The sequence below is a fragment of the Okeania sp. SIO2C2 genome (assembly GCF_010692625.1).
In the GTDB taxonomy this organism is placed as follows: Bacteria; Cyanobacteriota; Cyanobacteriia; order Cyanobacteriales; family Microcoleaceae; genus Okeania; species Okeania hirsuta.
On record NZ_JAAHGM010000011.1, the window covers coordinates 66030 to 87065 of the forward strand.

Annotated in this window: 8 protein-coding genes and 2 pseudogenes; 4 read left to right on the forward strand and 6 right to left on the reverse strand. The window is 38.0% G+C overall.

Annotation, left to right across the window (positions count from 1 at the left end):
• Positions 1 to 45 precede the first annotated feature (45 nt).
• The 4 genes and pseudogenes from F6K18_RS11125 to F6K18_RS11140 form a co-directional block, all read right to left on the reverse strand.
• Positions 46 to 177, reverse strand: a complete 132-nt coding sequence (locus tag F6K18_RS11125) for a hypothetical protein (protein ID WP_287520843.1) — start codon at positions 175 to 177, stop codon at positions 46 to 48.
• An 801-nt stretch (positions 178 to 978) separates the two neighbouring features.
• Positions 979 to 2712, reverse strand: coding sequence for an iron uptake porin (locus tag F6K18_RS11130; protein ID WP_287520845.1), 1734 nt, complete (start codon positions 2710 to 2712; stop codon positions 979 to 981).
• 1730 nt (positions 2713 to 4442) lie between these two features.
• A complete protein-coding gene (locus F6K18_RS11135) occupies positions 4443 to 6647 on the reverse strand; it encodes a PhoX family phosphatase (RefSeq protein ID WP_287520847.1) in 2205 nt (734 codons plus the stop codon).
• A gap of 1072 nt (positions 6648 to 7719) precedes the next feature.
• Positions 7720 to 7872 (reverse strand): annotated as a pseudogene (locus tag F6K18_RS11140) (IS5/IS1182 family transposase); the annotation flags it as partial.
• A gap of 280 nt (positions 7873 to 8152) precedes the next feature.
• Between F6K18_RS11140 and F6K18_RS11145 the strand changes: the two are divergent.
• Positions 8153 to 8459: pseudogene (locus F6K18_RS11145) on the forward strand (IS5/IS1182 family transposase); the annotation flags it as partial.
• 198 nt (positions 8460 to 8657) lie between these two features.
• On the opposite strand, the gene ribBA reads toward F6K18_RS11145, so the two are convergent.
• Positions 8658 to 10403: a bifunctional 3,4-dihydroxy-2-butanone-4-phosphate synthase/GTP cyclohydrolase II gene (ribBA, locus tag F6K18_RS11150; RefSeq protein ID WP_287520848.1), complete on the reverse strand. Its 1746-nt coding sequence runs from the start codon at positions 10401 to 10403 to the stop codon at positions 8658 to 8660.
• Positions 10404 to 10869: 466 nt separating this feature from the next.
• Here ribBA and bluB point away from each other — a divergent pair, with 466 nt between their 5' ends.
• A complete protein-coding gene (gene bluB, locus F6K18_RS11155) occupies positions 10870 to 11508 on the forward strand; it encodes a 5,6-dimethylbenzimidazole synthase (RefSeq protein WP_287520849.1) in 639 nt (212 codons plus the stop codon).
• Positions 11509 to 12238: 730 nt separating this feature from the next.
• Here bluB and F6K18_RS11160 read toward each other — a convergent pair.
• Complete coding sequence (locus tag F6K18_RS11160; protein WP_287520851.1) at positions 12239 to 14842, reverse strand: hypothetical protein; 2604 nt, start codon at positions 14840 to 14842, stop codon at positions 12239 to 12241.
• A gap of 917 nt (positions 14843 to 15759) precedes the next feature.
• Here F6K18_RS11160 and psaA point away from each other — a divergent pair.
• Positions 15760 to 18015, forward strand: coding sequence for a photosystem I core protein PsaA (gene psaA, locus F6K18_RS11165; RefSeq protein ID WP_287520852.1), 2256 nt, complete (start codon positions 15760 to 15762; stop codon positions 18013 to 18015).
• Positions 18016 to 18255: 240 nt separating this feature from the next.
• The gene (gene psaB, locus F6K18_RS11170; RefSeq protein WP_287520853.1) at positions 18256 to 20472 is read left to right on the forward strand and encodes a photosystem I core protein PsaB; all 2217 of its coding nucleotides are present in this window, start codon (positions 18256 to 18258) and stop codon (positions 20470 to 20472) included.
• The last annotated feature ends 564 nt before the right edge of the window (positions 20473 to 21036 follow it).

Genomic DNA, 21036 nt, shown 5'->3' on the forward strand with positions numbered 1-21036 from the left:
GAAAAATTACTTAATAAGAATACCTTAATAGCTAAAAGTCAAAAGTTAGAAATTTTGATAAATATAGCGATCGCACAGCATATAGTTAAGTAATATTATGTCTGGTTGAATAGTTATAAATAACGAGAGAGGAGTCAGTAGGGAAGAAGAAGGAGCAAGAGGAGAAAATTTTTTCATCACTAATTTATCCGGACATGATATAAATAGTTTTTCCGTTCTACTAAACTTACCCAAACTTACCCAAATGAGATTTTGAGCTTTGGAGCTAGCTTCCTGCTTCTGTGAGAACCACTGACCGCAGTCTGTAACTTATTCTCTCCACAGGCTTAAAATCGCTTGAAACTCAAGCTACTGATACACATAGTTTTTCAGGTTGACAGCAGCATTAAAATCTCTGTCTGCTTGAAAACCTTTCAATGCTGACTGCTGATATGAAATCCGGTTATACAGTCAAAAAAATAGTGCAAATTATACCTATTTCTTTCTATTTAGTCACCGAAAAACTCCTTTCTGACTCCTGTACGATAGTTATGCGAAGTATAGGCAAGAAACGCGTTTGCTTCGCATAACTATCGTTAACGCCCCTACTGATACCAATTCCCAAAAATAATGCTATACTTCCGATGAACTTAAGTTATTAAGTAATAATAATGCTTCAGTAATATTTATAAAGATTATCGGCATTAAACCAAAATATCTTATGTCTTTTCACCCTACTCCCTACTCCCTACTCTCAAGGAGATGTAGCAAGACTTTTGAGAAATGGTATGACTCCTTTAAAATCATACATTTATTCAGCAAGCCAAAAATTAAACCCCTTAGCTTTTAATCAGCACTTCTAAAGGCTAGCTAGGGGGTATAAAACTATTCCAGAAACTGACTAGCTAATCGGTTGTTCTATCATTTACTAAATTGCCAAAGTTGTCGAAATAATGGAATCTGACTAACTAATATATTTCTTGTTGTTAATTCAAAGTTTTAGAATCTGAATTGAGTTCTTAATGTACCGACCCAAAGAGTGTCATTATCTTCAATGTGGTTAGGATTTGTAATCACAAATACACCAGGAGTAATAGCTATATTATCGTTCATTTGGAAGCGATAAAAAGCTTCAATATGTATTGAAGTATCATCATCTTTCAAATCATCATTATCACCACCATCAGTAACAATTGGTGGTACACCAACAATAATACCTCCTAGACTACCTTCTTTCAGTAGGTCTGGGAAAGCTAAAGTCAAAGCACCAGTAATAATAGTGATATCATCAGTATCATCATCATCTTCAGGACGGGCAAATAAAGTACCGCCCCAACCACCTATCTGAAAGCCATCAGTAACTCTCCATTGAGCCTCAAAGTTAATAGTATCTGTGGTAGTTGCTCTACCATCAAAAGGATCTCTGGCTAGAAAACTACCTGTACTTCCGGTCAAGTTAACATCATTTTTCGTATGATAGCCGCGCAAATAACCGACTTGAAAAGCAAGTTTGTCATTTGGTTCAATTGTAAACTGGCCAAATCCACTAAATGAACCATTAAAAGCACCTCTACCTTCTCGAGGATCTTCCTTATCTGGTGCAGCATAACCCACAGTTACCTGAATTGCATCATTGAAAGCGTAGGCAAACTTAACACCAGCATCAGAAGGAGCACGATAATAAATAGGGTTGAATCGTCCAAATCTGGAAATACTACCAGCACCACTACTTTCTAGAGGTGTGATAACTCCGATAAAGTCATCAATACCATAGCCTGTAGCAGCTAGTTCTACTTCACCTCTACCATTCAGTACAGGAAAACGATAGGCCAACTTGCCAATGGAAACAGTATCATCTGGACTGCTATCTGTAGATAAACGAGTCATTAAACTATTGGTCAAATCTCCACCGCTATAGTTAGGAATGTTATTAGCTTGTAGACGAGTTCTTAAGCGGTCCTCTCCTGTAAAACTGGTATCAAAGTTCAAACGAACCCGATAACCAAAAGTTGTCTGAGTTTTGTCATTGTCTGACTGTGATACACCACGGCCTCCAGCTCTTTCTCCCCAGGTATCGCTCAACCAAAACAAAACCTCTCCGTTAAGTTTGGTAGTAGTGGAGAACTGATTATTTTCTAGTTCTGCTGTTCTAGCTTCTAGAGCATCTACTCGTCCTCGCAAAGCAGCTAATTCTGCTGCAAATTCCTCTTGTAGTCTTTGTAAAACTGCTAAATCTTCTCTGGTTACTAGGTCAGAAGTTGCCGCTGCGATTAATTCTGTAATTCGGTCTAAACAAGAATTCAAACCTGCTGCAAACTCAAAACGGGTCATCGCTCGATTTCCCTTATAAGTCCCATCAGGATAACCTGCGATACAACCATAACGCTCTACCAAGGATTGTAGTGCTTGGAATGCCCAGTCTGTAGGTTGTACATCTGATAACTGAGTTACAGATGTTACCTGATCTAGTGAATCTCCATCTTCCAAGTCTGATACTGCCACTGGTGCCAATGAAGGGTCATCCATGGGCATTGAGCGAATATCTATTTGAGCTATTTCAAAGGAAGATGCGTTTTCTATCGTACTTTGGGCTAAGTTCTGATTTACAGAGTTTTCGCCACTTCCTAAAGTCTGTGGAGGAGCTTCAGCAGCGATCGCCGAGCCTGCCATTAATAATGCTACGCTAAAAACACTAGGACTGTGTTTTAGAGTTTTCCAGATAAGTCTTGTCATATTTACTAATCCTCACACCAATTTGGACTGAGCCAGGAATACCTAACTTTATACTGACATCTGCTTGATAAAACTGATACAAAGCGTCACATTAAGTGACAATCTGATGTTTACTTCCTGCTTCTACCGGAACTGTCGGCAGCACTCCGTCCACAGGCATTTTCATGTCGGCGATAGCCGAAACGGTTAAGCTAACCGCATTTCTCCCTCTTTATACTTGGGTTCAAATCGCGGTCAATGGATATAATTATGGTAAATGAGCTGCAAACCTCGCAATATCATGTTACAAGGGCTGTTTCTGTCTCTATGTGGGCTATAACTACACTGAGGACATTGAAACTTTTTATTTCCACCTAACTGCTCCATAAAAATGATATAAAACGTCATATAGCGACATTTTAATCTTCACTTCCTGCTTTCCTACGGAATGCTACGCAAACAACTGAGGCCGTCGGCGGTTACTCATCCACAGGAGTCCACGGCCAATCCGACCGCATCTCTACTTTTGTTTTGATATATCAAGACTAGGGCGTTATATTTGTTTTTGTTTTACAAAAAAACATTTGAATAAGTCTTAATATTTTTTTTGATCTTAAGTTTTAAATGGCCAACTGCAAAAGTCGTTTGACAATGTTAGAGATTGGTTTACTGATTAAGCGATACTGTAAGCTAATTTCCAGCCTTTGAGAAAGACGTGAGGATTTATTTACAAAAAGCTCAACCATTATTCCTTTCTCTCTATCACAGTTTAGTTATTTTGTCTATATATACAATTTGTTTACAAGGGATGAGCTGAGAATGCCACCTTAGAAATTAGATTTTTGCTTGATTTGTAAAAATTACGGTCTCGTGGCAAATTTTACACCTAATTTGGTAATTTGCAACCTAATTTTCAGAGTATTTTTTTCAGGAAAACAAGCCGAAAACTAAGCAGGGAATAGATAGTAAGACAAACTGATAGTAAAATCTGAAATCAATATAATAATCTAACCCACATTCCGCACCACAAAATGTAGTATCGAATCAGGAGTCAGGAGTCAGGAGACAGGAGACAGAATTTTAGAAGAAAATCATAGCTGCCGTGATTGAGTAATCAATCAAGCAAGTATTTATGCGTAAATTTTTTACTCGGAAGCATGATCAACGAAAAAAGTAATTGAGATGATTTGCATAGTATAAATACCTGCCAAGCTACGGATTTATATACTACTTTTAATGCTACAAATTGACGTGCGGAATGTGGGATCTAAAATTAGAAAATCATTCGATCTAACGACCCCCTGCTCACCACTTATCATTTTTCAGTTTCTCAATTTCTATTTAGGGCTTGCTGATTAAATCTAAAAGCATTGACAGGTAAAGGATTTAGCTTTTTTACAGCGAAAAAAGTGCAACTTTTTTAAGCTTGAGCGACCAAAAAGTTAGGATAAAAGGCAGAATAATTGCAGAAAAATCAAGGGATAATATCATGTCCGGTAGCATCGGAGCGTGTATAAAATTAAGGTGACAATAGGATAAAACCTTCTGCCTCCTGCCTCCAGCATAGCTGCCTTCCTTCCAGCAAAGTCTAATTATTCAACCGGACATGATATAAAATATCCGACTACCTCCTCTAAATTCTCCATTCCTCCTGACTCCATTTCTCCTGACTTCCCCTCCTGGGAGGGGGAGGGGTTAGGGGTGGGTTGACTCCTACCTCATACCAAAAGACTTCCATAAGCAAACCCTATTTAAGTAATCGATGTTGAATCTAATCGACGAATAGCTACCACTGAAGGTTTCGGAGGATCGTTAACTTGTTTAGTTGGCCAGTTAGACCCCATAGGCACTATACGATTCTGGACTAAATCTGAACCATCAGTAGTTTTCATTGCCAACTGACGAGTTTCTGAAGCCATATTCTGGCGAATGCCGTTATATTCTCCTGGATGTTGAATGGCCAGAAATAAAGTTTTCCCATCTTTAGTAAAGAACGGCCCACAAGTTTCGGTTTCTGTTGGTCCAATACCAAATAAGTATGCTTCACCAGCATTAGGACCGGAGGTAGGAATATACCAAATTGAATTATTACCAAATAAACCACAAAGACTAGCTTGATTCATTGGTTTGCCATCTTTACCCATTCGATTTTCAGGTACTGCTTTATTATGTTTGCTGGTACTAATATCTGTCATCATCCAGAGATTACCCTGTGGGTCAAATTCTAAATTGTCAGGATTAGAAAATCCTAGTCCACCCTCCATAGGTTCGCCCCCAGTAGCAAACATTTGCCAACTAAATGTCATAGCATCTGGTTGATTATCATCCTCAGTCAAACGCATGATCCAACCAAACTCGTAAGCTTCACCATCGGGACCTTTAAATATACGTTTATCTGGACTACCATCAGATTTACTGGGAGACCCGGAGGTAAAGGCAATAAATAAATTACCATTTTTATCTACCTGAGTATCTTCGGGACGTGCAGTACAAGTAACACCAGCAGCATTAGCAGCTAGATGAGCATCAATAAGAATAGCTCCTTGTTTCTGTTCCGCATTACCTTCATACAAGTCCCCCAAAGTTTTATATTTCTGTTTAAACCTTTCTACTTCTTGAGCAGTTATCGCTTTGAAGCTACCACCATCAGGTCTTTGGGGTAGATTAATCATATTGTTAACGTGGACTTCTGGTAAATCTGGATTCACAGGAGTATCAGGTTGCAGGGAAATCCAACTACCTGTACCATCAGGATTAAATTTAGCGCCATACAACATCCCCTCTGTCAAAAGTTGAGAGTTAGCTTGATCAGTGGGGTCTTTTACTTTACCTTTACTGACAAATTTATATAGATGACCACTACGGCGATCGCATCCGGAATAAAAAACTAATGGTTTATCTGTTTCTACCCTAATACCTACTGCTTCGTGGCGATAACGACCTAACCAAGTATGTTTTGTACCATAGTCGTCAGGGTTAGCTGGGTCTAGTTCTACCATCCAACCATACTTATTACCAGCTAAACCAAATACACTTCCCAAACCTGCTACTCCTCTTTCACCCAAAAAGAGTGATTTTTCTTTGGTAGGGTCTATAGAAGTACCATCAGAATATACTGCTTCTACTACATAATTTTGAAAATTTTCTTCGGCACTAAATACTGTTCCCCAAGGTGTAGTACCACCTGCACAGTTAGCAAAACTACCAATGATGCGATCGCCTAATTTATCATTATAACCTTTGCCTTTTTTATTAAAAACTGCTACTGCGGGTCCTGTTGATTTTAAATAACGCCCGTCTTCTAATCCTGAAATACCTGTTATTCTGCGGTCAAATTTTGAATTTGTTCTTACCCATTTGCCATCTGGTTCGCGACGTATGGAAATTACACCTATTCCCATATCAATCATTGCTTCTTTAGCTGTTGCGATAATATTTTGTTTCAGGGAATTTTCAAGTAATTCTTCAGAACTAATTCCTGATTCTCCTACCTGTCTAAATGCTATTGCTAATTCTGTAAAAGGCAAAGATTTACCAATAACTGCTTGATAAGTTGTTACCCAAGGCAAAGGACTAATATATTCAAAGTTTATGGTTAATAATCCTTCATTTTTACCTGTTTCAATGTAGGAAATATAGTCGTTATTGTAGCCAAAACGGGAATCACCTATTTTGTCACCCCATGACCCAATAACATCGTAAGTAAAACCTTCTGGAATTATTAAATCATCTACTACTTCGTAATTAGTATAATTTTCTATATTGAATTCTTGATTATTTGTTGTTAAAGGCATTGGACCTTTAACTGGTTGGAAATTAATATTCTTGGTAGAAGTTCCACTAATTGGGGATTTTTCAATTGCTGGAGTAGATGATTGTTTTTGACAAGAATTAAGGGTTATTGTTCCTGCAGTAGCTCCTAGAAAGGTCAGGAATTCTCTACGTTTAAGGTTCATAGAAAAAGTAATAAGTTTGACGATTTTTAATATAGCGTCGATTGATACTTTTTGGAAAGGGATAATTAGGCATAGTATGTACTCTTTTCTTTTTTGTAGTAGATTTTTTTTCAACAGCATTAAATGGATATTATCTGTAACTTTATTTTGGGAGTTTAGTGTTAAGGCGGTTTAATTTCATTTTTCAAGTATAGATATATCAAGGCTTCTGTTCTTTTATTGCGTATGTCGCAATAGTCTTTTTGGGCTTTTTCTAAAAAATAATGTTTTACTTACTGGAAAATGAGCTGGAAAGATTGATATGTAACTTTATTTTGGGAGTTTAGTGTTAAGGCGGTTTAATTTCATTTTTCAAGTATATGTATATCAAGGCTTCTGTTCTTTTATTGCGTATGTCGCAATAGTCTTTTTGGGCTTTTTCTAAAAAATAATGTTTTACTTGCTCGAAAATGAGCTGGAAAGATTGATATGTAACTTTATTTTGGGAACTTAGGCTTAAGGCGGTTTAATTTCATTTTTCAAGTATATGTATATCAAGGCTTCTGTTCTTTTATTGCGTATGTCGCAATAGTCATTTTGGGCTTTTTCTAAAAAATAATGTTTTACTTGCTCGAAAATGAGCTGGAAAGATTGATATGTAAATAGGGCTTGCTAAAAAAGTCTCTCAAAAAATTATGCTGTCAAGAGATGATTATTCTTCTGACAATTAATCACCTTTCCTGTTTTAAAGTTGTTACATATATAATTTTTATTACCGAATAATTAATAATTAATGATTAAATAATTCGCGCCTTGAAGCCTCCCCTTTTAAGGGGAAAAAAGCGGTTGAGGGATGGCGAGGGGACCTCGCAATATCCAATCAACCAAGAGAAGAAATAATGTTTCCTTATATTCAATTACGTAGCGGTTAAAACCCGAGGTAATTATCAATTATCCATTAATGAAAGCGCTTTTCACTCGAGTAGACCACAAAGTCAGGCATCTATTGTGGAATTAGCAGCCCTCGTTTCGCTTACCACCTAACACCTACCACCTAACTTTTTAACTGTGGTTTACCCATTTAAAAACTGCTATAATGAGGGGGATTTAGTTCAGATATTTTAGAATCAAAAAATAAACATAAAAAAAGCGAAAATAACTGCCGAAGCAGTGTAGAAAGATTCACAACTAAGAAGGTAATAGCGATAGATGTTTCTGAAGTTTCGGGTAGTTTAGTAGTAAGCATTCAGCAGTCAGTTATCAGCTATCAGCTTTATTACCTTTAAAGGAGAAAAAAGTAATTTTATCAAAGCTTCAGAGTAGGAATCTCTGGTGGAGAATGTAGTAGAAATAAAATGAATACTTGCTTTATTCATTAGACATCTCCAATAATAAAAAATCTAATCAATTATCTCATAGCAATTATCAATTCTTTCCCCCTCCATACCGACTCCCTCATTTGGAGGAGATGTCTATTAAAAAGGTGTTTGCGCAGCATGACAAACGGAATAGCTGACCGCTATAGCATAGCTAAAAAGCGTCGTCCATCTCAAAAAGAAATAAGAGAAGCGATCGGGAAACAACTAAAATATATTCAGAAAAACTTCTTACATATAGAAGAATTAATTCAGGTTGGAGCATCGCTCAAACAATTGAGTAACAGACAGGAAAATCTCCTAGATATTGTTTTATTTTTATAAACAACAGCTAGAAATCTGGGAGAATAAAACTCAGAGATTTGACCAAAGAATTGTCAGCATAACTCAACCACATATTCGACCTATTGTCGGAGGAAAAGCGGGAAAATCAACGAAATTTGGAGCCAAACTCTCTTTCAATAATTGATAATTGATAATGGATAATTGATAATTACCTCTCCCTAAAACGGAATTGATTGAATAAAAGGAAAAAATTTATTTTTTTCCCCTTTCGAGGGGAGGATTTTTACCTGAATTATTTAATTATTTAATTATTAATTCTTCGGTAAGTTGTGTGGATAACTAGTGGCTGATTTTTTTGCTTGAGCAGAAGTTAATTTTGGGGAATTAAAAAACTGTAAATTTTTTGTGGTTCTAAATCCTGAATAACTGTCAATAATTCAGCCATTTTAAAAGTATTACGCTGGAGCTGTACTTGTAAAGTAGTCATAGGATCGGAACCAGAAGCAATGAGAAATTCCAATTTTGAAATATTCGGCCATTTACCTATTTCTGTTAATATTTTTGCGATCGCCTCCAAATAAGGATGATTTGATTGTTGATACCATTCAGATGTAATTAATGTTGCTTTTTCTAAACCAAAATTCACTATTAAAGGTGCTTGAGCAAAAACCGCTGTTGCCACTGCTCTAGTTTCTTCCCGCAACAGAAAATCATATTCTTTGATTAAACTGCGTAATTTTTCCAAATATTCATAGCGCTGTTGAACCGGAGTTTTTAGACTTGCAATATAAGAATTATCGGCAAATTTTCCTTCTGTGTTTTGATAATTCCAATTAATAGCAATTGTCACTAAATAACTGCGTAACAACATATGACCTAATTTTTGCGCCTTAGTCGCCAAATAAGTAGAATTATAATCTGTTGTTTCAATTAACAAAGGAACTCGATCTACTACTTCAATTCCATAACCATTTAAACCTGCTATTTTCCGGGGATTATTTGTAATTAAACAAATTTTCTTCACACCCAAATCATGTAATATTTGTGCTCCGACACCATAGTTGCGCAAATCTGCTGGAAACCCTAATCTTTCATTAGCTTCGACTGTATCTAATCCCATATCCTGCAATGAATAAGCTTTCATTTTATTGATTAAACCTATTCCCCTACCCTCTTGTCGCAAATAGACAACCACTCCCGCACCAGCATTTTCAATCATTTTCATTGCTGCTTGCAGTTGCATTCGACAGTCACAACGGAGGGAACCAAAAGCATCTCCCGTCAGACACTCAGAATGTACCCGCACCATCACATCTTTTTCCTGAAATTCTTCTGGATTCCCTTTAACAATAGCTATATGTTCCGAATTATTTTGAGTATTGCGGTAAGCATAAATTTGGAACTCACCAAATTGGGAGGGTAACTTAGCAATAGCTTCTCGGTAAACAAAGCGATCGTGTCTGATGCGATAACTGATAAGATCAGCAATACTAATCAACTTCAGATTATGAGTTTGAGCATATTCTATTAATTGAGGTAACCTTGCCATCGAACCGTCTGGGTTTTGAATTTCACAAATAACTCCCGCTGGATATAAACCTGCAAGTCTAGCTAAGTCAACAGAAGCTTCTGTATGACCTGCTCGTTTTAATACTCCTCCTTCTTTAGCTCGAATGGGGAAGATATGACCGGGACGACGTAAATCTTCCGCTTTGGTGGTAGGATTAATAACTGCTTGAATAGTACGCGCTCGGTCTTCTGCTGAGATACCTGTAGAAACTCCCAACTGTGGGGAAGCATCAATACTAACAGTGAAAGCAGTTTGGTTACTGTCAGTATTTTTAGTAACCATAAGTGGAATATCTAATTCATCGAGGCGATCGCCTGTCAATGACAGACAAATTAGACCTCTAGCTTCTACTGCCATAAAGTTAATCATGTCTGGAGTAGCAAATTGGGCGGCACAAATAACATCTCCTTCGTTTTCTCGATGTTCGTCATCGACTACTACTATAGACTTACCTGCTTTAATATCTGCTAGTGCAGCATCAATAGAGTCAAATTGAAATTGTTGGTTTGGCTGTTTATTCACAGATAGCTTCCCTGGTTTTGTCATTTTTTTCAAAGTATGCTTAAAACTATACAAAGATTATAGCGTTTGAGAAAAAGTCAAAAGTCAAAAGTCAAAAGTCAAAAGTAAGATTTTATCGGCTCAAAACTCTTATACCAAATTCAAATAAGATAGTTACAGTAAAGTAATAACCAAAATGTTAGTAAATTTGCTGCCCACCTCGGAAGTAGAAATCAAATTATCCCTTAACCAAAAACAATTTATTATAGTTATCAGACTATTTTTAGTCAAAGATAGAACATTTTTACTCTCTGAAAAAATAAATATTATAAATTCTTCCCTCTTCCCCCTTCCCTCCTGACTCCTGACTCCTAAGAACAAGGAAACTTTAGAAATATTTTATGAAATTGGTATTACGCTACAGTAATTTCAGGAAATTATCTCACATCTAACAGTTTGAAATTATTTGTGAAAGTAAATTAGTACAATAAATGGATTGGAGGTAAATTATATGAAAGGTAGAATTTTCACAGAAAAAGAACGTCAAATACTTGCAGATATTATCATCCATCGCCGAACAGAATTTGGGGAAAATTTTATTAGTCAAGAAATTCCTGATACAACAATCGAACGCTTGTTATTTGCTGCTTTAAACGCTCCTTCAGTAGGTTTTTCTCAACCTTGGGAATTTGTAATTATTCGTGACCCATTAATTAAAGCTAAAATCAAAACATCTTTTGAAAAAGAAAACGAAAAAGCTAAAGAAATATTCAAAAATAAACCTTTATATAATCAGCTTCAATTGGAAGGAATTACTGCAGCTCCTGTTAATATTGCTGTTTTATATAAACCTTCACCTAATTCTGTTATAGGTCAAACCAGTAAGGATAAATTTGGACCCTACAGTGTTTGTCTGGCAATTCAAAATTTGTGGTTAATGGCTAGAGCGGAGAATATAGGTGTGGGTTGGGTAAGTATTTTAGACGAAAAAGAGGTAAAAACTATTCTTAATGCTCCTCCAGAAAATGAATTAATCGCCTATTTATGTATAGGTTATGTCACAGAATTCATAGAACGTCCTTTGCTGGAAATTGCTAACTGGGAAAAGCGAAAATTAAAGGAGGCGGTGATTTATTATAATAGTTATTAAATAAGCATTTCCTACGGAATGCTGCGCAAACAGCCGTCAGCTATTAGCTATCAGCTATTAATTTTATTTTGGGAAAGGTAAAAGTAATTGAGAAAATTGAGAAATTGAGAAATAATAAAAAGTTACTACCAAAGTCTCCTTCCCCAACCTTATACCAGTTTTATATGAGGTTGCATAGAATGATGAAATTCATTACCGAAAAATTCAGGTATAAAGCCTCTCCATTCATGGAGAAAAAAGCGGTCGTTAGCGGAGTTCCCGGAGGGTGGGATGGCGTACTTCGGAGCGGGTGCAAGAACGGGTCTCGGAGCCATATCCAATCGACCAAGAGAAGAAAAAAATCCTTTGATCCAATCCTCTTATTTATAAGAAGAGGTAATTCTAAATTCTTAATTCGCGCATTCTAAATTCTTGAAATCGATCTATCTCTATCTACTCCTATCTGCGGTCAATTCTGCTTGAAATATTATTCTATACAGCTTCATTTCAATTTGGTATTAGAAGTAATTATTCATTATTAATTGCTGTTTGCGTAGCATCCCGCAGGGAAGCGCTGACTGCTTACCTTATTAACTACTGATTAAGACTAGATATTTGCCACTTATAGAGGCGTTTTATACAACATCTCTATAAGTGGCTTATTTACCTTGAAATTACTGTCAATATAAATTTATTCTGTTATCTCTTATGGAGAATCAAGAGTATTTTCAGATTCAATTTATTCAGTAATTTATTGTATGGAATCATTACTTTCGGGTGGGAGAGATTCTACAACTTCTTCAGATTTTGCCTCGGTAATTTGTGATGATTCTGGAATAGTATCTTCAAGTGGAAAATCTTCTACAACTTCCGGTATAGAAATAGTAGAATCATCATTTTCAGTGGGGATATATTCTACAACTTCTTCAGATTTTGCCTCAGTAATTTTTGATGATTCTGGAATAGTATCTTCAAATGGAAAATCTTCTACAACTTCCGGTATAGAAGTAATATAATCATCACTTTCAGGTGGGAGAGATTCTACAACTTCTTCAGATTTTGCCTCGGTAATTTGTGATGATTCTGGAATAGTATCTTCAAGTGGAAAATCTTCTACAACTTCCGGTATAGAAATAGTAGAATCATCATTTTCAGTGGGGATATATTCTAGAACTTCTTCAGATTTTGCCTCGGTAATTTGTGATGATTCTGGAATAGTATCTTCAAGTGGAAAATCTTCTACAACTTCCGGTATAGAAATAGTAGAATCATCATTTTCAGTGGGGATATATTCTAGAACTTCTTCAGATTTTGCCTCGGTAATTTGTGATGATTCTGGAATAGTATCTTCAAGTGGAAAATCTTCTACAACTTCCGGTATAGAAGTAATAGAATTATCACTTTCGGGTGGGAGAGATTCTACAACTTCTTCAGATTTTGCCTCAGTAATTTGTTCTAATTCTGGAATAGTATCTTCAAATGGAAAATCTTCTACAACTTCCGGTATAGAAGTAGAAGGAATTTCTACTGATTCATTACTTTCTTCTACATTTGGGGTTAAAGTAGAAGTTTCTTGCAGAGGCAGTTTTTCTACTGATTCTGGTGTTGGTACTTCCTCTACTATTTCTGGTAGACTAGGAAACTCATTTTCCTGAAGTGAATCTTCAACTTCAGATTTTTCTGATGGATTGAAATTTTCTTCTACATTTGGTTTTTCTATTGTGTCTAGAGTTGCTGATTTCTGTTTTTCGGTAACTTTATTCCTAATACCTTTAAATATATCTCTAACACGATTCACAAATTCACCTATTTTTTCTTTTGTTGTTGGTAGTTCCTTTGCTTCGTCGGTAGTTTCGATTTTTGAGGTTGGTTCTTCAGTAAAAGTTTCCTCTACTTCAATTTCTTCTGATTCAGTAGTAGGAATATCCTCTATTTCCGGTGCAATTAAAGTTTCCTCTACTTCAATTTCTTCTGATTCAGTAGTAGGAATATCCTCTATTTCCGGTGCAATTAAAGTTTCCTCTACTTCAATTTCTTCTGCTTCAGCAGTAGGAATATCCTCTATTTCCGGTGCAATTAAAGTTTCCTCTACTTCAATTTCTTCTGCTTCAGCAGTAGGAATATCCTCTATTTCCGGTGCAATTAAAGTTTCCTCTACTTCAATTTCTTCTGCTTCAGCAGTAGGAATATCCTCTATTTCCGGTGCAATTAAAGTTTCCTCTACTTCAATTTCTTCTGCTTCAGCAGTAGGAACATCCTCTATTTGTTCAATTTCTTCTTCCTCAGTAGTAGGAATATCCTCTATTTCTAATTCTGGAGTTACTTCTGCTTGAGTTTCCTCATAAATGTATTCTGGGTCAACTATACTATATGCTTCCTTAAGTGAAATTTCTCCTTGAATGATTTTACTGAGAGTATCTTGTCCACCTGGTTCGTAGGTAATCAAAGCAATAGTGCTATTATAAATCTCATTGAGAGCATTACCCTCATCATCAATATATTCTAACTTTATCCAATTCTTTCCTGGATGAAACCCTTGTAAATATATTGACTGCCATTGATCGGTAATAAAACTGGTTCCATTAACCGTAACACGAATACGCCAATCAACTATTTCATCTTCAGGATCTTCTTGTGCTGCTAAGTGGGATGGTGCATTAGTAAGATAATAGTCAAGCAAGATGGGTTCCGCACCATAGTCACCCAAGGGAGTATTGTAAGTTAATAGTGGTAAATTTGGAGCAGGATTATTATTCGTGGTTTTAGTGAAAATGTGAAAAGTTGTTTGAGCATAAGCACCTTCATTCTTAAAACTTTCATCCCACGGACTACAAGCAAAAACCCTGATAGTATGAGTACCGGGTTCTAAGTCTGATAAAATCAGGGATTGATTTAGGTCATAGATTTTTTGATAAGGTTTGTTGTCTAAAATTACTTCCAGATAAGGTCCTAAGTCTAATTCTGACTTGAATATTGGTAGGTCTTTCACCTGGAGTTGTACTTCAATAGTATTGTCTTCAAATATTTGGTCTGGTTGAGGACTTTGTATTGTAACTTGTGGTTTGTAGATGTCGATCGCTTGACGCAGTTGTTGAATTATTTCTGGTGGCGAAACTTCAAATATTTTAGAGCTAGAAGTTGTTAAAGGTTTTTCCTCCCTAAGTTGAGGTAGGTCAGAGAAGCGATCGCTACAACTGACCAAACCGGAAGTTAAAACTACTACTATTAGAAGTGTTAATAATTTTCTTAGATATAGCAAGTCTAGATGATTTGTCAAAAATCCAAAAAGAGATAAAGAGTCTAAAATTCTTACCTTTGTTTCCTGTTCCCTCTTTTGGTGTCCTAATAAGTGCATCTGTCGGTGATGCATCCTACTGATGTAACTTCTTGAGGATATTTTCTGTAAAAACAAAATAAGACTGCCGTATATTCTTGGCAAATTTATATTAAACACGGACTATACTCCTAATAAATTGAGAGTTGACATTGATATTTCTTTTCTCAGTTTTTCTGTTGTTTATGATGATTTTCTCACTAAAATCAATATTTTTGCTATTGATGGGGATTAACTATATTTTTTCGTTTTTCGATAATTTAGATGAACATTTGTAGAGCTGATCAAAATGTAGGAAAGTCCATTAAGTCTAAATTATCTAGTCAAATTTAAAGTTTTCACAGAATAGTTATAGCGCTACGCAAATATATTAAGACATTTGTCTATTCCCTGTTCCTTATTCCCTATTCCCTTACAGCTAAAATTTATTATTCTAACTAAAAGACGTAGTGCTATAACTTTAAGAATTGTAAATTTTATCATAATAAGTCTTAATTTTTTTGATATATCATGAAATTAAGCCACAATACATAATTAAGTTATGTTAAGAATAAGTTAATTGTGAGAATTGTAAATTTCCTCATCATAAGCCTTGACTTTTTTTCCTTACCGTGAGATCAGAAACAAGAGCCGATTAAGTTGTTCTAAAGAAATTTTAATAATTGTAAACAAACAACTTATACTCGTTAAGCAAGTCTATAATCTCCTAAAGAACTTTCATTTACATTCAGATCGATCAAATCGAATCTATGTATTTGAGAGAGTTTAGCCAAAGTCTTATATACTATTGGCATAACCAAAGAGTGTGGTGTTGCATTCCTGCAAAAGACAGCTAAAATCTGTAAGTTTGCAAAAGATATTGATAATTCGTTACAAATGTTATCAATGTTGACAACATCAATAGTTCAGTTAAGTTTCTTTCAGAGGGGAGAGTCTTCATGACCATAAGTCCTCCAGAGCGCGAGGCAAAGGTAAAAGTAACCGTAGATAAGGACCCTGTACCCACCTCATTTGAAAAGTGGGGCAAACCAGGTCACTTCGATCGAACTTTAGCCAAAGGGCCAAAAACAACAACTTGGATTTGGAACCTACACGCTGACGCTCATGACTTTGATAGTCATACCAGCGATTTAGAAGATGTATCGCGCAAAATCTTTAGCGCACACTTTGGTCATCTGGCCGTAATATTTATCTGGTTGAGTGGCGCATATTTTCATGGCGCTAAATTTTCCAACTATGAGGCTTGGTTAACAGATCCCATCGGGATTAAGCCAAGCGCTCAAGTAGTATGGCCAATATTTGGCCAAGAAATTTTAAATGGTGACGTTGGTGGTGGTTTCCACGGAATTCAAATCACCTCTGGACTATTCCAGTTATGGCGTGCTTCCGGCATAACTAATGAGTTCCAACTATATTGCACAGCGATAGGTGCCTTGGTAATGGCTGCCTTGATGCTGTTTGCTGGTTGGTTCCATTATCACAAGAAAGCACCTAAGCTGGAATGGTTCCAGAATGTGGAATCAATGATGAACCACCACTTGGCAGGTTTGCTAGGTCTAGGTTGCTTATCTTGGGCTGGCCACCAGATTCACGTTTCTCTACCAATTAATAAGTTGTTAGATTCTGGTGTAGCACCAAAGGATATTCCTCTACCCCACGAGTTTCTATTTAATAAAAGCTTAATGGCAGAGTTATACCCTAGTTTTGCTAAAGGTCTAACTCCATTCTTTACATTAAATTGGGGCGAGTACGCTGACTTCTTGACCTTCAAAGGTGGTTTAAACCCTGTAACAGGTGGTTTATGGTTATCTGACACAGCTCACCATCACTTGGCATTAGCAGTATTATTCATTGTAGCTGGCCATATGTACCGGACTAACTGGGGCATTGGTCACAGCATGAAAGAAATTCTAGAGACTCACAAAGGCCCCTTAACCGGAGAAGGTCACAAAGGTCTTTATGAAATTCTGACAACCTCTTGGCACGCTCAATTAGCCATTAATTTGGCAATGATGGGATCCCTAAGCATCATCGTGGCGCATCATATGTATGCAATGCCACCATATCCCTATATTGCTACTGACTACCCAACTCAGTTATCTCTGTTCACACACCATGTGTGGATTGGTGGATTCCTGATTGTGGGAGCAGGAGCTCATGCTGCTATCTTTATGGTTCGGGATTACGATCCAGCCAAGAACGTTAATAACCTCTTGGACCGCGTAATTCGTCACCGGGATGCGATTATCTCCCACTTAAACTGGGTATGTATATTCTTGGGTTTCCATAGCTTTGGCTTGTACGTTCACAACGATACTATGCGTGCCTTTGGTCGTCCCCAGGATATGTTCTCTGATACTGGTATTCAACTACAGCCAATATTTGCTCAGTGGGTACAAAATATCCATATGATGGCACCCGGTAATACTGCTCCTAATGCTTTAGCATCTGTTAGCCCAGCTTTCGGTGGTGATGTTGTAGCAGTAGGTGGCAAAGTAGCAATGATGCCAATAGCTTTGGGTACAGCGGACTTTATGGTTCACCATATCCATGCTTTCACCATTCACGTTACAGCTTTAATTCTGCTAAAAGGCGTACTTTATGCCCGTAGCTCTCGTCTAATTCCTGATAAGAGTGAACTAGGCTTCCGATTCCCTTGTGATGGTCCTGGTCGTGGTGGTACTTGCCAAGTTTCTGGTTGGGACCATGTGTTCTTAGGTCTGTTCTGGATGTATAATTCCCTATCAATTGTGATTTTCCACTTTAGCTGGAAGATGCAGTCGGATGTTTGGGGAACAGTAGACCCAGACGGTACAGTATCCCATATCACTTACGGCAACTTTGCACAAAGTGCAATTACCATTAACGGTTGGTTGCGTGACTTCCTTTGGGCGCAAGCTTCAAATGTAATTACATCCTACGGTTCAGCTCTGTCTGCCTACGGTTTGATGTTCTTAGCTGCACACTTTGTTTGGGCATTTAGCTTAATGTTCTTGTTCAGTGGTCGTGGCTACTGGCAAGAGTTGATCGAGTCTATCGTTTGGGCTCATAATAAGTTAAAAGTTGCTCCAGCAATTCAGCCACGTGCTCTAAGCATCGTTCAAGGTCGGGCAGTGGGGGTAGCTCACTATCTCCTGGGCGGAATTGTCACAACCTGGGCATTCTTCCTGGCTCGAATAATTTCAGTAGGATAAGAATGCAATAGCGTTTTAAGATTCTTGCTTGGGGATTGAACGATCCTCAATCCCCAAAAAAAGGCGGTGGGTATCATCGTCTCTGTCTGTGGAGGGTTAAGTGGTTGCACTCCCTGTGAAACAGAAAACCCTATCCGTGAGGTTGGGAAGCGTACATCATAATCTTTAGATTTGATGTAGGAGAACGTCACTTCAATCTAAGATTCTCAGATACACGCGAGACATTTAGATAAAACATTTATGGCCACAAAATTCCCAAAATTTAGCCAAGACCTGGCACAAGATCCAACCACCCGTCGGATCTGGTACGGGATAGCTACAGCTCACGACTTTGAGACCCATGATGGTATGACTGAGGAAAATCTTTACCAAAAGATTTTTGCCTCTCACTTCGGCCATCTAGCAATCATTTTCCTCTGGACATCCGGTAGCTTATTCCATGTTGCCTGGCAAGGAAACTTTGAACAGTGGATTAAAGATCCTCTGAATATACGTCCAATCGCTCATGCGATTTGGGACCCTCAATTCGGTCAACCTGCAGTAGATGCCTTCACTCAAGCAGGTGCCTCTAACCCAGTAAATATCGCATACTCTGGTGTTTACCACTGGTGGTACACCATCGGTATGAGAACAAATGGAGACCTATATCAGGGTTCTATCTTCCTCCTGATCTTGGCATCCATCATGCTGTTTGCTGGTTGGTTACACCTCCAGCCCAAGTTCCGTCCTAGTCTCGCTTGGTTCAAAAATGCTGAGTCCCGCTTAAATCACCATTTAGCTGGTCTGTTCGGTGTTAGTTCCTTGGCTTGGACTGGTCACTTGGTTCACGTTGCGATTCCTGAATCTCGCGGACAGCACGTTGGTTGGGATAACTTCCTGACAACTATGCCTCACCCAGCAGGTTTAGCTCCCTTCTTTACAGGAAACTGGGGCGTTTATGCTCAAAATCCTGATACTGCCAGCCATGTGTTTGGTACTTCAGAAGGTGCAGGAACTGCAATTCTGACTTTCTTGGGTGGTTTCCATCCTCAAACTGAGTCCCTGTGGTTGACTGACATGGCTCATCACCACTTAGCGATCGCAGTAATCTTTATCGTAGCTGGTCATATGTACCGGACTAACTTTGGTATTGGTCACAGCATCAAAGAAATGCTGGACTCCAAAGCTGGTTTAGTAGGTGGTAAGAGTGAGGGTCAGTTCAACCTACCTCACCAAGGGTTGTATGAAACTCTCAACAACTCTCTACACTTCCAGTTAGCTTTAGCATTAGCTTCTCTGGGTGTAATCACTTCCTTGGTAGCACAGCATATGTATGCTCTGCCTCCTTATGCTTTTATTGCCAGGGACTATACAACAATGGCAGCACTTTACACCCACCACCAGTATATTGCTGGTTTCATCATGGTAGGTGCATTTGCTCACGGTGCTATTTTCCTAGTACGGGATTACGATGCCGAGCAAAACAAAGGCAACGTGCTGGATCGTGTATTACAGCACAAAGAGGCAATCATCTCTCACTTGAGCTGGGTTTCTCTATTCTTAGGTTTCCACACTCTAGGTCTTTATGTCCACAATGATGTAATGGTTGCTTTTGGCACTCCTGAAAAGCAAATCTTGATCGAGCCTGTATTTGCTCAGTTCGTTCAAGCTGCTTCCGGGAAAGCTTTATACGGCATGGATGTGCTGTTGGCTAATTCTGATAGTCTTTCTGCCAATGCTGGTGCTGTATGGTTACCAGGCTGGTTAGATGCTATCAACAGTGGTACTAACTCTCTATTCTTAACCATTGGTCCTGGCGATTTCTTGGTACACCATGCGATCGCTCTAGGTTTGCATACCACTACCTTGATTTTAGTCAAAGGTGCTTTGGATGCTCGTGGTTCTAAATTGATGCCAGACAAGAAAGACTTCGGTTACGCATTCCCTTGCGATGGCCCTGGTCGTGGTGGTACTTGCGATATCTCTGCTTGGGATTCCTTCTACCTGTCTATGTTCTGGATGTTGAACACCATTGCGTGGCTAACGTTCTACTGGCACTGGAAACATCTATCTGTTTGGCAAGGTAACGTTGCTCAGTTCAACGAATCTTCTACGTACTTGATGGGTTGGTTCCGTGATTATCTGTGGTTGAACTCTTCCCAGTTAATTAACGGTTATAACCCTTATGGAACTAATAACTTGTCTGTTTGGGCTTGGATGTTCTTGTTCGGACACCTAGTTTGGGCGACTGGTTTCATGTTCCTCATCTCTTGGCGTGGTTACTGGCAAGAGCTAATTGAAACTATTGTTTGGGCACATGAGCGTACTCCTCTAGCTAACCTAGTTCGCTGGAAGGATAAGCCTGTTGCTCTTTCTATCGTTCAAGCTCGTGTGGTAGGTTTAGCTCACTTCACAGTAGGCTTTGTCCTAACCTACGCTGCCTTCTTAATAGCCTCTACTGCTGGTAAGTTTGGTTAATTTTTTGAGATTAGCTCAAACCTAGTTTAGTAGGTTAATTAAATTCAACCTCCTGCTTTTAGTAGGAGGTTTTTTTGTAAATATTTATAGTTTTATTTGGCTTTGTTGTGTAGCAACCGCCTGGTTGGTGTTTGACAATTAGTGCGAGCATCTTGCTCGCGTTATGAATCATCATAATTACCCGATGTCCTAACTATAGTGGCGACTGCTGTAAGTCAAAGTAAAGAATTAAGACTACATTGGGAATATCAAGGCTTTCGGCTAAACCCGTTGAGTTGAGGGCGGGTTTTGAGGACTACATTAGAAATATTAAGGCTTTCGGCTAAACCTGTTGAGTTGAGGGCGGGTTTTGAGGACTACATTAGAAATATTAAGGCTTTCGGCTAAACCCGTTGAGTTGAGGGCGGGTTTTGAGGACTACATTGGAAATATCAAGGCTTTCAGCTAAACCCGCCCCTACAATTTTTTTAACGTTGAATTAGACCTACCTACTTATTTTTGTGAAAACCGCGGCTTTGTTGCATGAAAGTATATAGCTGCCGTACTTGTTCCACATATGTACTT